Consider the following 16,500-nt stretch of genomic DNA (forward strand, 5'->3'; position numbering starts at 1 on the left):
GCAGAAACGAATCATGGCTACCGACAACGCTGCCCAAGTCTTCGCTGGCATCACCAATGAAAACGAGTTCTACGGCCACCACTACCTGGCCGAAGTGTTCAAGGGCGACATCCGCGACCGGCTGAATGCCTGGCAGTCCCGTGAAGACACCGCCAAGGAAGCGGGCGAGTCCTGGCGCAGCCCGCAACGCGTCCTGGCAGGTGCAGGCGGGCGCTGGTTCCAACGTCGCGAGAAGCTGCGGCAGGCGCGCGACACCGACACCTTTGCGCAGGAGTTCGCCCAGCTGCAGCAACCGCTGCTGCAGGCCTTCGGCTACGCCATTGACCCATCCGTGCTGACTCTGGTGGACGGCCACCCGATCCGCGTCTGGCAATGCCTTGGCCCGGTCGACCGTGCCCCGCAGTTGCTGGTCATCCCCGTCGCCGTGCATGGTCACGCCGACGAGGACATCCTCGACCAGCCCATCGACCTGTCCGTCTACCCCGGCGAGCCGCCGAAGGATGCCAAGGGTGCTACCTGGGCCGATTGGCTCTCCGAAGCGGTATTCGGTGCCGACCACGCGCCGCGCTTCGTGCTGCTGGTGGGGTTGGACGAGTGGCTGCTGGTGGACCGCTACAAGTGGCCCAACAACCGGGCCCTGCGCTTCAACTGGGGCGAGATGCTGGACCGCAAGGACGGCCCCACGCTGGAGGCTGCCGCCGCGCTGCTGCACCGCGAGAGCCTGGCCCCCGACGACGGCATCGTGCTGCTCGACGGCCTGGACGAGAACGCCCACAAGCACGCCTTCGGTGTCAGCGAGGACCTGAAGTACGCCTTGCGCGAAGCCATCGAGCTGCTCGGCAACGAGGCCGCCCGCCAACTGCGTGAACTGGCTGAGGAGCAGAAGAAGTCCGTGTTCTCCGGCCGTGGTGAGCTCGACGCCGAACAGCTCAGCCTGGAATGCCTGCGGCTAATGTACCGCCTGCTGTTCGTGTTTTACATCGAGGCGCGCCCCGAGCTGGGCTATGTGCCCATCCAGCGCAGCGAGACCTACCTCAAGGGCTACAGCCTGGAGTCCCTGCGTGATCTGGACTCTATGCGAGTGCCGCTGAACACTGAAGCCGCTCGCAACGGCTTCTACTTCGACGCCACCCTCAAGCGCCTGTTCGGCCTGATCCACGCCGGCAACGGCGATGCGGTCAGTCAATCCTTGCGCGGGCACGCCGCCACCGTGCGGGAGGCCTTTGCGCTGGCGCCGCTGGACAGCCGCTTGTTCGACCCTGCTGCCACCGCGTTGCTCAACCGTCTGCGCTTTCCCAACTGGGTATGGCAGCAGGTTGTTGAGCAGATGTCGTTAACCAGAAAGAAGAAGGGACGGTCTCGCCGCGGCCGCGTCAGCTACCAGCTGTTGTCAATCAACCAGCTTGGCGCTGTCTACGAGGCGCTGCTGTCCTACCGTGGCTTCTTTGCCAAGGAAGACCTGTTTGAGGTCCAGCCTGCGCCAAAGAAGGCGAAAGCGGCCAGCGATGACGACGAGGAGGAGGGCACCGAGGAAGAAGTCGCCACCGGCACCACCACCGACATGATGGACAGCGCTTGGTTCGTTCCTGCCAGTCGCATTGGCGAATACAAGGATTCAGAGCGCGTCACCTTCATCAACGACGATGGTCACAAGCAACTGCGTCGCTATCCCAAGGGCAGCTTCATCTACCGACTGGCCGGCCGTGACCGCCAGAAAAGCGCCAGCTACTACACCCCGCAGGTGCTCACCCAGTGCCTGGTCAAGTACGCGCTGAAGGAATTGCTGGTCGGCAAGACCGCCGACGACATCCTGCAACTCACCGTGGTCGAGCCGGCTATGGGCAGCGCCGCGTTCCTGAACGAGGCGGTGAACCAGCTTGCCGAGAAATACCTGGAGCTGAAACAGGACGAAACCAAGCGTCGCATCCCGCACGACGAGTACCCGCGCCAGCTGCAGAAAGTGCGCATGTACCTCGCCGACCGCAACGTCTACGGGGTGGATCTCAATCCCATCGCGGTGGAGCTGGCCGAAGTCTCGCTGTGGCTCAACGCCATCTACGGCGAGCCGACTGAAGACGAGCATGGCAACCCGCTGCCGCCGCAACCGGCACGCGTGCCCTGGTTCGGTTACCAGTTGTTCGACGGCAACAGCCTTATCGGAGCGCGCAACGAGGTCTATCCCGCCAGCAGCCTGCTCAGGGGCGCCAAACCGGCATGGCATGAAGAGGCCCCGCGTCGGCTCGATCCGCAGCAGCCCGACCGCAAGCCCAGCGAGGTCTACCACTTCCTGCTGCCCGACCCCGGCATGGCCGCCTACACCGACAAGGTGGCCAAGAGCCTCTACCCGGATGACTTCGAACGCCTCAAACAATGGCGCAAGGCGTTCTGCAAACCGCTCGAAACTCACGAAATTGGCCGTCTGCAGCAACTCAGCAGCAAGGTCGACGAGCTCTGGGCTGAACACGCTCGCATCCTGGCCCGCGACCGCGCCGCCACCGAAGACCCACTCAGCGTGTGGCCGCAGCCTGATATCGCCGCACCGTCCAGCAGTCGTGCCGACAAGGAAGCCACCCGCAAGCAAGGCCTGTTCAACGAGGACGCCGACGAAGCCACGCCCTACCGCCGCCTGAAACTGGTGATGGATTACTGGTGCGCACTGTGGTTCTGGCCCATCCAGCAAAGCGCCAGCCTGCCCAGCCGCGAGGAGTGGTGGATGGAAGTGGGCGCCATCCTCGAAGGCAATATCGTTGACCTTGCCCCCCAGTCCGAGCTGCTTCTCCCCTCTCCCGTCGGAAGAGGGATTGGAGGGGAGGGTGCGTCGAAGCCATTTGCCCCCAAACCGCAAGCGACCCTGCAAGGCTTTGAATCCCAACTCGAACTCACCGCCACGCCCGCGCAAGCCACCTTGCACGACCGCTTCGGCCGCCTGCGCATCACCAAGCTGCGCGACGTGTTCCCAGACATCAGTGAGGTGGAGGCCATCGCCCGCCAGCGCCGCTTCATGCACTGGGAACTGGCCTTTGCCGACATTTTCCGCAGTCGTGGCGGCTTCGACCTCATCCTCGGCAACCCGCCATGGCTGAAGGTGGAGTGGAACGAAGCCGGCGTGCTGGGCGAAGCCAACCCGCTGTTCGCCATCCGCAAGTTCAGCGCCAGCGAGCTGACCAAGCTGCGCGCCGAAGCATTCGAGCGCTTTCCCGGCCTGCAAGCGGATTGGATGGCCGAACTGGAGGAGGCCGAAGGTACTCAGACCATGCTCAATGCGGTGCAGAACTATCCGCTGCTACAGGGCAGCAAGTCCAATTTGTACAAGTGCTTTATGCCGGTGGCGTGGCGGCTAGCCGGTCAGCATGGCGTCACCGGCCTGCTGCATCCAGAAGGACCGTATGACGATCCCAATGCTGGTGATCTGCGCGAGGCGCTGTACGCACGCTTGCGCGCTCACCTGCAATTTCAGAATGAATTCAAGCTGTTTCCGATCGGAAATCGCAATAAATTCAGCATCAATATTTACGGAGCTGCAGCGGCGCCAGCTTTCGATATGATTGCAAACCTCTATACCCCAAGCACGGTAGATGCCTGCTATCTGCATGACCGTGCTGACCCAGTCCTAGGGTTGAAGAACGACGACGATCAGTGGAACACCACTGGCCATCGCGACCGCATCGTGCACGTGGACGATGGCGCGCTCGCCGTGTTCGCCAAGCTCTACGACGAACCCGGTACGTCGCCGCGCCGCGCGCGCCTGCCCGCGCTGCACGCCGGCGCGCTCAACAGCGTGCTGCGCAAGCTGGCCGACTACCCGCGCCGTCTGGGCGATCTGGGCGCGGATTACTACGCCACCCAGATGTGGAACGAGACCATTGATCAGAAGTCGGGCACTATCGTCCGCCGCGAACCCGGTGACAACCGCTTTCCCGCCACGCCGATCGACTGGGTGCTGTCCGGCCCGCACTTCTATGTCGCAAACCCGCATCACCAAACACCAATGCGCGTCAGCACGACCCATCGCGCCTACGACCACCTCGACTTGGAAGCCCTGCCCGACGACTACCTGCCGCGCAGCAACTATCTGCCGATGGCCGACCGCGCCGAATATGCCCGCCGCGTACCGCGCGTGAGCTGGGTGGAGGAGGGCGAGACGGAGGCGAAACCCGTGACGGACTACTACCGGTTGGTTTTCAGCAACTACGTGAGCATTTCAGGCGAGCGAACGACACGCCCCATTCTGGCCCCGCTTGGGGCAGCTCATATCCACACGGTCTCATCTCTGACGTTCAAAGCGTGTGCAGCCGCAATCGACGTTGCCGCATTTATGGCGTCTGTGCCATGCGATTACGGCGTCAAGGCTGCGGGCATGGCGCACCTCTATATGAATCAATTGGGGCGAGCGCCGCTTATCGAAGGCCGGCATGACCTAAGAACACGTGCTCTTGCTCTCAACGGCCTCACCACCCACTACGCCGACCTCTGGCAGGAAGTCTTCGACCTCGCCTTCACCGATCAGCGCTGGAGCCAGCCTGATAACCCGCGGCTGCCGCAGGACTTCTTCGCCGACCTCACCAGCGGCTGGAGCCGTGACTGCGCGCTGCGCACCGACTACGCCCGCCGCATGGCCCTGGTCGAGATCGACGTGCTGGTCGCCCAGGCGCTCGGCCTCACCCTCGACGAACTGCTGCTGATCTACCGCGTGCAGTTCCCGGTAATGCAGCAATACGAGCGCGACACCTGGTACGACATCCACGGCCGCATCGTCTTCACCAACTCCAAAGGCCTCGTCGGCGTTGGCCTCCCCCGCAAGGGGGCAAAGAAGGAACCACCCACCGTCATCACCCTGCCGGAGGGAAAAGTCCTGCGCGGCAACCACGGCTGGGAGGACGTCCGCGGCCTACCCGATGGCACCGTCATCGAGCAGACCGTCATGGACGACACCCTGCCCGGCGGCCCGCATCAGAAAGTCCGCCGCTACGTCGCCCCCTTCGCCCTCGCCAGCCGCGAGGAGGACTACCGCATTGCGTGGGAGTTCTTCGAGGGACAGAGCAACAAGCCGCATGGAGAAGAGGAGAGGGCATGATCGAGCAGATCACGATTCGCGATACGCCACCATTCACGGCGGCGGAGCCGACGCACCTGCAGTTTCGGAAGTTGAACTACCTGTTCGGCACCAACGGTGTCGGCAAGACAACGATCAGCCGAATCATTGCAGATCCGAATGCCTACGCTGGATGCTCGCTTACGTGGAGCAATGTTGTGCCGCTTCAGGCGTTGGTTCTCAATCGAGACTTTGTTGAGCGTAGCTTCCGGCAGATGGCCGGGATCTTCGCCTTGGGCGAAGAGCAGTCGGACACTCAGCAGAAGATCGAAGCCGCCAAAGCAGCTCGTGACACGGGACAGACGCAGCAGAATAAGTTGCGGCAAGCGTTGGAGGGTGACGACGGGCAGGGAGGCAAGCGGGGTGAACTCGCTACGCTTGAGTCTAGGATCAAAGACGCCTGCTGGCGGATGAAGGTCAAGTATGACGATGTGTTCAAGGATGCGTTCAAAGGCGCTCGGAACGATACGCAGAAGTTCAAGGAGCGGACTTTTCTGGAGCATGGAACAAAAACGGCGGCGTTGAAACCCTATGCCGATCTCGAAGCAAGAGCAGCAACCATCTTTGGCGATACGCCTGAAACGGCCGGACGTCTGGAAAGTGTCAGTTCCACGGCACTAGTGGCGCACGAGGGTAATCCGATCCTTTCGAAGAAAGTGATCGGCAAGGGCGATGTCGATATCGCTGCCATGATCGAGCGGCTGAACAACAGCGACTGGGTGCGGCAGGGGCGCAAGTTCTACCAGCAGAACGACGCGACGTGCCCGTTCTGCCAGCAACCGACAACGCTGGCGTTCGCCGCAAGCCTTGAGGCCTATTTCGACGAAACCTATGACCAGGACAAGCAAGCCATTGATGGTCTTGTAGCGGCTTACGCCGCTGACGCCGCCGCCGTGCAAGGTGCGATCGAGAGGGTAGTTGCAGCGCCTGGCCCGTTCCTGGATGTGGAGAAGCTCGAAGCTCTGAAGTCGACCCTCGACGAGGCGATCCGCGGCAACAAGCTGGTACTGGAGGAGAAGCAAAGATCGCCCAGTGTGGATCAATTTTTGCGTCCTTTGACGGACTTGCTTCAGCCAATCAACGACCTAGTCGCAGCCGCCAACGTTGCGACTGACAAGCACAATGCGATGGTCGACAACCTTGCAGGCGAGCGCAAGGCATTGACAGCGGAGGTTTGGCGCTTCGTTCTGAATGAGCTTGATTCCGAGCTCAAAGCCTTCGATTCGAAGAAGGCCGGATTGGAAAAGGCCGTTGCGAGCCTGGAGCAACAGGTATCGGCGGCACAGGCAGCAATTCGACAGGCAGACGAGGAAGTTCGTCAGCTCGAGAGGCATGCCACCAGCGTGCAGCCGACCGTGGATGCGATCAACGCAACGTTGCAAAGTTTTGGCTACACCAACTTCAGCGTGGCCACATCGGAAGATGGCAAGTTTTACCAACTGCTTCGCGCCAATGGCGAGGTTGCAACGGAAACCCTGAGCGAGGGCGAACGGACGTTCGTCGTCTTTCTCTACTTCTATCACCTGATTCGCGGGAGCTTTTCGGCAGATGGAGTTACGCAGAACCGGATCGTGGTGTTTGATGATCCGGTGTCCAGTCTCGACAGCAACATACTCTTCATCGTAAGTAGTCTTATCCGAGGCTTGTGTGACGAGGCTCGCCACGGAGTCGGGAGTGTCAAGCAGGTGTTCGTGCTGACCCACAACCTCTACTTCCACAAAGAAGTGGTTTTTGAGCAGCCGAAGAAGGGCAATAGCCCCAATCAGCGCACGTTTATGGTGTTGCGTAAACGTGGTGGACAGCACGTTGTCGACGTTCATCCAGAGAATCCGATAAGGACTTCATACGAGTACCTCTGGGATGAAGTTCGCAGGGCAGATCCCGCCCATGGTGGAATCGAGAACACGTTGCGCAGAATTCTTGAGAACTATTTCAAGATCCTTGGCGACATCGATCTGGATGAGTTGCACAACAAGTTTGCAGGCACGGAAAAGTTGATATGTAAGTCGCTTTTGTCATGGGTCAATGCAGGATCACATTTTGTCGATGATCCTTTGTATCTCAGCCCTGGCGACGTCTCTCATGAGAATTTCTTGCGAATTTTCAAGGAAATATTCGTGAAGATGGAGCATCTTGGTCACTACGACATGATGATGCGAAGCGGTGCTGATGGTGTGGATAGCGAAGGGACGGCTGCGAGGGCGTAGCTCGGGCACTCAAATTGAGAGGGAATTCCGCCTCTTTTTTGTGTCTTTGATTTGTTTTTACATCTGAATAGGTCGAATTGATAATCGCAATGCTCCCCTCCATTCTCGCTAGCGAAATTCGCAAAAGTACCCGGAACTTCCTGGTTTCCGCCTACGAGGCGTCGGACGGCTTTTTCCACGGCGTGATGCAACGATTTGTGGAGCGCGAGCACAGTGTAGATAAAGGGCCGTATCTTCAGGTCGGGCTTCCTTTTCGAACTGGTGTCGAGGGGGCTGGGTTCTTCTCAGGGTTCACATTGAAGTTTCCTGGCTTCGCTCACCAAGAGGCCGCATGGCGCCGTCTGGCCTCCAACCGCGGGGCGGCCAATACTCTTGTGGCCACGGGTACGGGCAGCGGCAAGACCGAGTGCTTCCTGTATCCAGTGCTGGACCATTGCTTGCGTGCGCGCCAAGCGGGACAGGTGCACGGCATCAAGGCGCTGGTCATCTATCCGATGAACGCGTTGGCTACGGACCAGGCCCGTCGTTTCGCCGAGGTCATCGCCGGGACCCCTGAGTTTGCAGGGCTACGCGTTGGCCTGTACGTGGGCGGGGGCGGCAAGACCGGCGGCGAGACTGTGATGACGCCCACATCGGTCATCACCGACCGCGATGCCATGCGCAAGGCGCCGCCGGACGTGTTGCTGACCAACTACAAGATGCTCGACTACCTGCTGGTGCGACCCAAGGATCGCAAGCTATGGGCACACAACGGACCGGAAGTGCTCCGTTATGTGGTGGTGGACGAGCTGCATACCTTCGACGGTGCACAGGGCACGGATCTTTCGTTGCTACTGCGCCGTCTTCGTGCGCGGCTGCAAACGCCCGAAGACCACCTGATCTGCGCGGGGACGTCGGCCACGCTGGGCGATGGCGATACGCTGCCGTTGCGCGACTACGCACGACAGATCTTCGCGAGTGAATTCCCGGCGGAGTCGGTGGTCACCGAGAGTCGCGATAGCGTGGCGGAGTTCCTGGGAGACAAGCCCATCCTCCACGTTCTGGACGGGCGTCAGGATTTATCCGAGTGCCTTGATGCCAGTGCATATGTCACGCCGGAGGCGGCTATCGCTGCGTGGTTCCCGGTGTTCTTCCCCAGTGAGTCCCCGCCCGCAGCCGTGGCCGATCTTGGCTGGCGAGCAGCGCTTGGGGATCTGCTGAAACAGCATTTGCTCTTCCACAACCTGCTGCGCCTGCTCAAGGGTGGTATCGGGGAGTGGCCGCAGTTGCATGAGCAGATGGCTGGGCCGTTGCCAGAAACGGCACGTCCGTATGCCGGCAAGGTGCTCGATGCGCTCGTTGCATTGTTGGCCTGGGCGCGCGATCCGGCCGATCCGAAGCGACCGCTGGTTACTCTCAGGGTGCAGGTATGGATGCGTGAGTTGCGTCGTTTGGTTGCCAGTGTCACGCCCAATGGGGCGGAAGTGGAGTTGCGCTCGGCGGCTGACCTGAAGGCCGACACCCACCGTTTGAACCTGCCGTTGGTGCAGTGCTCGGAGTGCCGCACCACGGGTTGGCTGGCCCGCAGGCCAGCCAATGCCACCCGGCTCGACCGCGAGCTGGAGACGATCTACAACGCCTGGTTCCGTGCGGCGCCGGAGGTGGCCCGACTGTATCCACGTGCTGGGCTGTCATCGCCACAGTGCGATGCCCGCGGCGTGCACCTGTGCGGCCAATGCGGTGGCTTGCAGGATGGCCCCGGCGCTTGCGTATCCTGCGGACACGACGAGCTCGTCGCGGTCTGGGACATGTTGGAGCAGGGGCAGACAGTCCGTGAGGGAGTTGCGTTCAATTGGCACGAGAAGCGATGTCCGGCCTGCGGTTCGCGGGACCGGCTGTTGTTGGTGGGTGCACGCAGCGCGACCTTGGGCGCGCAGCTGATCGAGCAGAGTTGGGCCACGCCATACAACGACGACAAGAAGCTGATCGCGTTCTCCGACTCCGTGCAGGACGCGGCGCACCGCGCCGGATTCTTCGGTAGCCGGACCTATCTCAACAACGTACGTATGGCCATGGCGCGTGTGCTGGAGGCCAAGGCTCAACCGGTGATGGGTTGGTCCGACTTCCTGATGGCGTTGCCCGAGTGGTGGCGTGATCCCGCCCGCATGTCACCCGAAGCGTTTGTCACCGAGTTCATCGGGCCGAACATGACTTGGCAGCATGAATGGGACCAGCTGCGCGAATCGGGCCATCTGGCTGCAGGCGGTGGCTTGCTGGATCGGGTCACCAGGCGCTTGGCATGGCAAGCGGTGTCCGAGTTTACGTATCTCAGCTGCCGCGGCCGCACGCTGGACCGCATTGGCATGGCGACCCTGGCGCCGCCGGTCGACGCCCTGGACAAGGTGGCGGCGCAGTTGGCGGTCACGCTGGCCGAACAGTTTGGTCTGCGCGACTTGTCGGCCGAGACGGTGTTGCATTGGCTATGGGGCTTTGTCATCCGGCTGCGGCAACGCGGCGCGGTGACCCACCCCGAGATGGAGCACTACTTCCGTGAAGGCGGTCTGTTCGCCTTCAGCGCGCGTGGTGGGCGTGAACTGTGGTTGCCCGGTATGACGCAGTTCGGCCCGCATCCGGTGTTCCTGACGCTCGGAACACATCGGGATGCGGATCGCCTGATGCAGACACGGGGACGGACCTGGTACCAAGATTGGCTTGCGGCCACCCTGGGGCGTACGCATCTGCTGCCGCAGCGCGCCGAGGCAGACCTCTATGGAGCGGCGATCGACGTCTTGCTGACCGATGGCCTGTTGGTCGCCGCCGACGGCGCGGCAGGCCGGGCGGTGGCGCTGAACGCGGGGCGGCTGGTGCTGGATACCCGCGTCACGCATCTGCGTTCTGAACGAGGCAGGCGCACGCTGTCGGTTCCGGCCAATCTGGCAGGCCGGCTGCAGGGGATACCCTGCCTGGATGCGATGCAGGAAGTCTATGCACATTCGGAGCAGCCGGGTGGTGCAGGCGAATGGATGGCCCGGCGGTTCCGAGACGGCGATATCCGTCGTGTGATTTCGGCCGAGCACACGGGCCTGCTGGAGCGCGACACGCGCGAAGCCTTGGAAATTCGCTTCAAGACCTCCGCCGAGAGCGCGAAACCTTGGTACGAGAACTTGCTGTCGGCCACGCCCACGCTGGAGATGGGCGTGGATATCGGCAGCCTGTCGTCGGTGCTGCTGTGCTCGGTGCCACCTTCGCAGGCCAGCTTTTTGCAGCGTGTGGGTCGCGCTGGCCGTCGCGATGGCAATGCGATGGTGGTGACGTTGGCCGACGGCGCCAGCCCGCACGACCTGTACTTCTATGAGCAGCCGCACGAAATGATGGCGGGACAGGTCAACCCTCCGGGTGTTTTCCTGCAGGCTGCCGAGGTGTTGAGGCGCCAGCTGCTGGCATTCTGCATTGACTCCTGGGTGGCAAGCGGTATCCCGGATACGGCCTTTCCCGACAAGACCAGTGCGGCGTTGGATGCCATAGACAAGAACGATCTGGGGCGCTTCCCGTACAACCTGCTGACGTTCATCCAGCAGGATGAGGCGGCGCTGCTCGAGCGATTCCTCGTGCTGATGGGGGCGGACCTGCACCTGCGCGTCGAGGCCAGTTTGCGGGATTACATGTTCGGCAATGGGGATGTGGATGGACTCCGACTGGGCCTGCTCAAGGTGCTGGAGGAGCTGTCCAAGGAGCGTGCCGCCCATCGTCGGCGCGCGGCGGACAACAAGCAACGTATTACGGCACTGAAGGCGCAGCCGCAGGATGAAGCCACACAGCAACAGGTCGGCGAGCTGAGCCGGGAGCGGGACAAGGCACTGGAACTGGCGCGCGAGATCGGCGGCCGTGAACTGCTGGGGACGTTGACCGATGCCGGCCTGATACCCAATTACGCGTTCCCGGAAGCGGGAGTTGAACTGAAGTCCATCCTTTGGCGCAAGCGCGGCGAGGGCGAGGATGGGAATGGTGCTTATGTGACCCTGCCGGCTGAGCGGTACGAGCGGCCCGCGTCTTCTGCATTGTCTGAATTTGCGCCGGAAAGCCGCTTCTATGCTAACCGTCGCCGCGTCGAGATCGATCAGATCAACATGCAACTGGCTAAGGCTGAGCAGTGGAGGCTTTGTCCGTCCTGTCACCACATGGAGAACGTTGAGCTAACGGGGGATGCGCATCCTGCATGCCCGCGTTGTGGCGAGGCGATGTGGGCCAACGTGTCGCAGAAGCGCACGTTGCTACGGTTCAAGCAGGCCATGGCCAACGCCAATGACGCCAAATCGCGTATTGATGACAGCTCCGACGATCGTGAGCCCAAGTTTTTCGTGCGCCAGCTGCTGGTGGATTTCGAGCCGGGCGATGTGGAGATCGCGTGGAAGCTGGAGTCAGACGAAGTAGCTTTCGGTTTCGAGTTCATCCGCCGCGCCAGTTTCCGCGACATCAACTTTGGGGAGATGGGCAGGAATGGTGAGAGCTTCCGGGTTGCCGATCGCGATTCGGTTCGTCCGGGATTCAAGCTGTGCCGGCATTGCGGCATGGTGCAGAAGCTGCCTCGACGCAGGCCCGGCGGGCAGGATGCACCTGCACAGAACCATGCCCGCGATTGCGTGGCCCTCGGCAGTGACGATGCAGCCAACATCATTGATTGCCTGTACCTGTACCGCGAATTTGCTTCGGAGGCACTGCGCATCTTGGTGCCGTACACGCGCTCGGGCTTGGACGAGATTGTGCTGCAGTCATTCATGGCCGCATTGCAGCTCGGCTTGAAGCAGCGGTTTGGCGGCAAGGTGGACCACTTGCGGATCACGCCGCAGGAGGAACCGGGCGTGGATGGCGCGCCGCGTCGCCAGTACGTGCTGTTGTATGACTCGGTCCCAGGCGGAACGGGGTATCTGCACCAGCTTCTTAGCGAGGATGCACAGACGCTTGGAGAGGTACTGCAACAAGCCCACGCGCAGATACAGAGCTGTCCTTGTCAGAGTGATCCGGACAGGGACGGCTGCTATCGCTGCGTCTATCAGTACCGGCAGGGACGTGCGATGGCGCAGGTCTCGCGGCGAACCGCGGTCACCGTGCTGGGTGAACTGGTGGGGTCGCTGGACAAGCTGACCCGCGTTTCCTCCATATCGCAGATTTTCATCAACCCCAATTTTGACTCGGTGCTCGAGTCGCGCTTTGTGGAGAGCTTGCGTCGCCTGGGGGGGGGCAAGGACAAGCAGGGCAACAATGTGCTGCCACCCGTTCGTGTCATGCAGGAGGTGGTGCAGGGCAAGTCCGGCTATCTGCTGGAAGTGGGCAGTGAGCGCTACTGGATGCGGCCGCAGGTGGATCTGGGAAAGGAGGACGGGGTTGCGGTGGCCTCACGGCCTGATTTCGTGTTGACCCCCATTCGGTCAGCGTCCCCGCGTCGGCCGATAACGGTGTTTGCCGATGGCTGGGCTTATCACAAGGATTGCTTGCGCGATGACGCACGCAAGCGCTCTGCGCTGGTAGCCAGCGGCCGGTACTGGGTGTGGTCGGTAACCTGGGAGGATGTCGAGGCGGCGCTTGCCGGTGAGGTCGAGTCAAATATCGACGTGCAGGTCGAACATGCCCGATTGGCACCGGAACACCCACTGATCGCTCAGGCGTCCTTGGCTCTCGGCGTGCCTGCACATGCGCGGAGTGAAAACGCCGTGGCGGCTCTGCTGCGTTTGTTGGCAACGCCTATTACCGGGGCTGAGGACACGGGACTTGAGCGCATGAAGCGACAGGCAGCCATGCTGGCCGCGCGTCTCGTCGTACCCCCCGGAACTCCCGAACAGGCTGTAGCGGCTAAGGCATTACAGGATGTTGCATCGGCGCTACCCGATGGGTACCAGGACGATCCCTTGGGAAGAGCGCCGGCGCTGTCACGGAACTCTGTCGGCGCTACGACCTTTTGCTATGCCTGGCCCAAGGCTTTCCTGCAGAAGACCTTTGACACGGGATATGGGGCAGTGCGTCTGTCTCCGGATCTGGCTGGTTCAGCCGACGAGCTCAAACAGGCATGGCGTGAGTGGCTGGCACTTTACAACCGCGTTCAGGTATTGCCTCATACGTATTTGCTGGAAACCTCGGGGGTCTTGCACGGCGACTATGGGACGCTGGTGCAGGCAAACGGTGCGTTCGATGCCGACAAGGCGGAGGACGCAGACCCGTGGCGAACCACAAGAGGGTTGGCGCTGGAAGAGTTGCACGTAGGCATTGACCAGTTGCGGGGCGCTGGCGCACCGGCGCCGAACCACGTGGGCTTCGAGTTGGCGTCCGCGTCGGGTGATGTCTCCGCGGAGGCGGAGCTGGCGTGGGATGTCTGGCGGCTGGTCGTGCTTGCCTCGCACCAGGCCGACATGCGCGGCTCATGGGAAGCAGCGGGTTGGGCAGTGATTGATGCCAGTGTGCCTGAGTGGCCTTTGCTGGTACTGGAACAGAAAAGGAGTGATGGATGAGCATGACGCCCCGCGTCGCGTTGTCACAGGAGTTCTTGTTGAGGCTGGGCAAGCTGCCATCGGCCGTGCATGCCAGGATCGTCAAATGGGCATTGAAGTTTCAACAGGATCCTATGTCGCCCGGGATCAACTACGAGACCATCAAGGCGGCCCGCGATCCCAACCTCCGCTCCGTTCGGATTGACCAGGATTGGCGGGGTATTGTCTTCAAGCCCGAGCAGGGCGACCTGTACATCCTGCTCCATGTCGATCACCACGACGATGCTTACCGTTGGGCCGAGCGTCGCAAGATGGCGGTCAATCCAGTCACGGGTGCTCTACAACTAGTAAGTCTGGAGGCGGTCGAGGAGCTGAACACCGAGTCCGCCGGGGTTGAACACATTGCGGTGGAGAAGCTTGCGGAGCGCGAGCCTCTGTTCGCTGGGCTGTCCGACGAGGCCTTGGTTCAGTTGGGAACGCCTGAGGAACTAGTGCCACTGGTCCGTCGAGTTGGAAGCGAGACAGAGCTGGATGCGATCCAGGCACAACTTCCTGTCGAAGCGTACGAAGGGCTGTTCCTGGTGGCCGCAGGCGACAGCGTTTCACAGGTCCTGAGCGAGCGGGAGACCCGCGTCGATCGGAACTTCGATACCAGTGATTTTGTTGCGGCACTGGATTCCGCGGAGAGCCAATCGCGCTTCGTGGTGGTGACTAGCGACGCGGAAATGGCCGCCATCCTCAATGCGCCCTTGGCCCAGTGGCGCATTTTCTTGCACCCCGTGCAGCGTAAGCTGGTGCTTGGCGATCGCAGTGGTCCGGTCCGCATTCTTGGTGGTGCTGGTACCGGCAAGACGGTACTGGCGTTGCACAGGGCGAAGTGGCTTGCCAAGAACCGCACCTCCGATGGGCAAAAGGTGCTGTTCACGACCTTTACTCGAAACCTTTCGCTCGATGTTGAACAGAACCTCAAGTCCCTGTTTCTAGATGATCCGGATGTCGCCAAGGTAGAGGTCTGCAATCTCGATCGCTGGGTGCATCGCTTCCTGCGCCAACGCAACTACGAGCACAAGATCATTTACAGCCGTGACCCAGAGGCATGGGGTCGTGCCATGCAGGTGGCCGCGCCGGATGCTGGTCTGGATGAGGCGTTCTATGTGGAGGAGTGGGACCAGGTCGTGGCGGCGCAGGGTGTCCAGACGTTGGACGACTACCGTCGCGTCAGCCGTGTTGGGCGCAAAGTCATCCTGTCACGCAGCAAGCGGGATCTGGTCTGGCCGGTTTTCGAGGAGTATCGCGCTCAACTGAGCGCCAAGCGCATGAAGGATGTGGACGACGCTTATCGAGATGCCGCTCAGCTGCTGACGGACGAACCTGCTGCCGCGTACTCAGCAGTGGTTGTCGACGAAACCCAGGATTTCGGACCACAAGCATTGCGGCTGATTCGGGCGATAGTGCCCGCAGGCCGCAACGACCTGTTCTTTGTCGGCGATGGTCACCAGCGCATCTACTCGAAGCACAAGGCGGTACTGGGACGCTGCGGAATCGATATTCGCGGGCGCTCGCGCAAGCTGTACCTCAATTACCGCACTACTGACGAGATCCGGAAACTGGCTGTTGCGCTACTGGAAGGGCGCGATATCGACGATCTGGACGGTGGCAGCGACGACAATCGTCGCTATAAGTCACTTTCCCATGGGCCTGTCCCTGAAGTGTTGGCGACAGGCGACGTTGACGAAGCTATCGCGGTAGCCGTCGGCCGTGTCTCTGCCTGGATGGGTGAGGTCGGTGCAGAGGGATCGCCCAGTGTGTGCGTCATGGCACCGACTGCGAGGCTACGGGATGCGGTGGCGTCTGCGCTCGATCAGAAGGGGATTGGAACGACCACCATCGAGGCTGACACTGTCGAATCGGCAGATTCTTCGGCGGTGCGCGTGGCGACGATGCATCGAGCCAAAGGATTGGAGTTTGACTGTGTAGCAGTGCTGGCTCTTGCCGGTGGATGGGCTGGGGATGACTTTGAGCAGCTGGTGTATGTCTCGCTCACGCGAGCGAAGTCGGTTGCGTTGCTGATTCGGTAGTCGGCGGCGGTGGGACGCTGGGCAGTTGGTGGTTGATGAGCGCTTCCACCGGGACGTCGGGCTGACCCCAAGCGACTACGCCAGACAGTTGGCATCCGATACGATTGACCCCGGACTCTAAGGATGGCCTGAACAATTCGCCAAGCTGGTCGCTGGAAAGGAACTTACTCACGAACCTGTCTGGTAAGTCATTGATTTTTCGTTGCATGAAACGCCAGCTTCGGCGAAATTTTGGACGCCACGACTAAAGATGGAGTTGTTCATATCTTCCCTAAATCGCCGTGCTACTGAAGGCGGGGGACGTCGTGGACCCAGCAGAAAGCGGTCCTTCACTAAGGTCCGCTCCTGGCCGGCTGGATGGTGGTAAGAAGGAGTGCAAGGCAATGAGGTCCGACGCCGGCGCTCAAGCGCTGCCGAAGTAGGCGCGCGTAAGAGATAGTGCTTGGCGGTTCAGAACAGGGGCGACCTCGCTTTGGGCATCGAAGGCCCTGTGGTGGTGCCGCGACAATTTTCCTGAGAAACCGGCGACATTCTTTGTGAGAATGCATAGCAGGTCGCCAGAAGCCCCGCATCGCGGGGCTTCTGCTTTTCGACGATAGGGCCGACCGGCGCGGAGACTACGGACTGGAAACCGCGGCAAGGCGTGCCTGGTGCGCTTGCGCCGC

The 16,500-nt window shown here is 61.5% G+C and carries 4 protein-coding genes; all 4 read left to right on the top strand.

Features of this window, described 5'->3' with window-relative positions:
- The first annotated feature begins 13 nt into the window (after nt 1–13).
- On the top strand, nt 14–5,074 hold the full coding sequence (locus ACVOLQ_RS02265; RefSeq protein WP_481526925.1) for an Eco57I restriction-modification methylase domain-containing protein: 5,061 nt from the start codon (nt 14–16) through the stop codon (nt 5,072–5,074).
- Nucleotides 5,071–7,299: an AAA family ATPase gene (locus ACVOLQ_RS02270; protein ID WP_481526926.1), complete on the top strand. Its 2,229-nt coding sequence runs from the start codon at nt 5,071–5,073 to the stop codon at nt 7,297–7,299. The genes ACVOLQ_RS02265 and ACVOLQ_RS02270 overlap by 4 nt, the downstream gene beginning before the upstream one ends.
- A gap of 89 nt (nt 7,300–7,388) precedes the next feature.
- Nucleotides 7,389–13,778 carry a DEAD/DEAH box helicase gene (locus tag ACVOLQ_RS02275; RefSeq protein ID WP_481526927.1) on the top strand — a complete coding sequence of 2,130 codons (6,390 nt, stop codon included), beginning with the start codon at nt 7,389–7,391 and terminating at the stop codon, nt 13,776–13,778.
- Entirely contained in the window at nt 13,775–15,835 is a 2,061-nt protein-coding gene (locus tag ACVOLQ_RS02280) for a UvrD-helicase domain-containing protein (RefSeq protein ID WP_481526928.1), read from the top strand. Before ACVOLQ_RS02275 ends, ACVOLQ_RS02280 begins: the two co-directional genes overlap by 4 nt.
- Nucleotides 15,836–16,500 lie beyond the last annotated feature (665 nt).

It is taken from the genome of Stenotrophomonas sp. STEN031, from assembly GCF_056759975.1.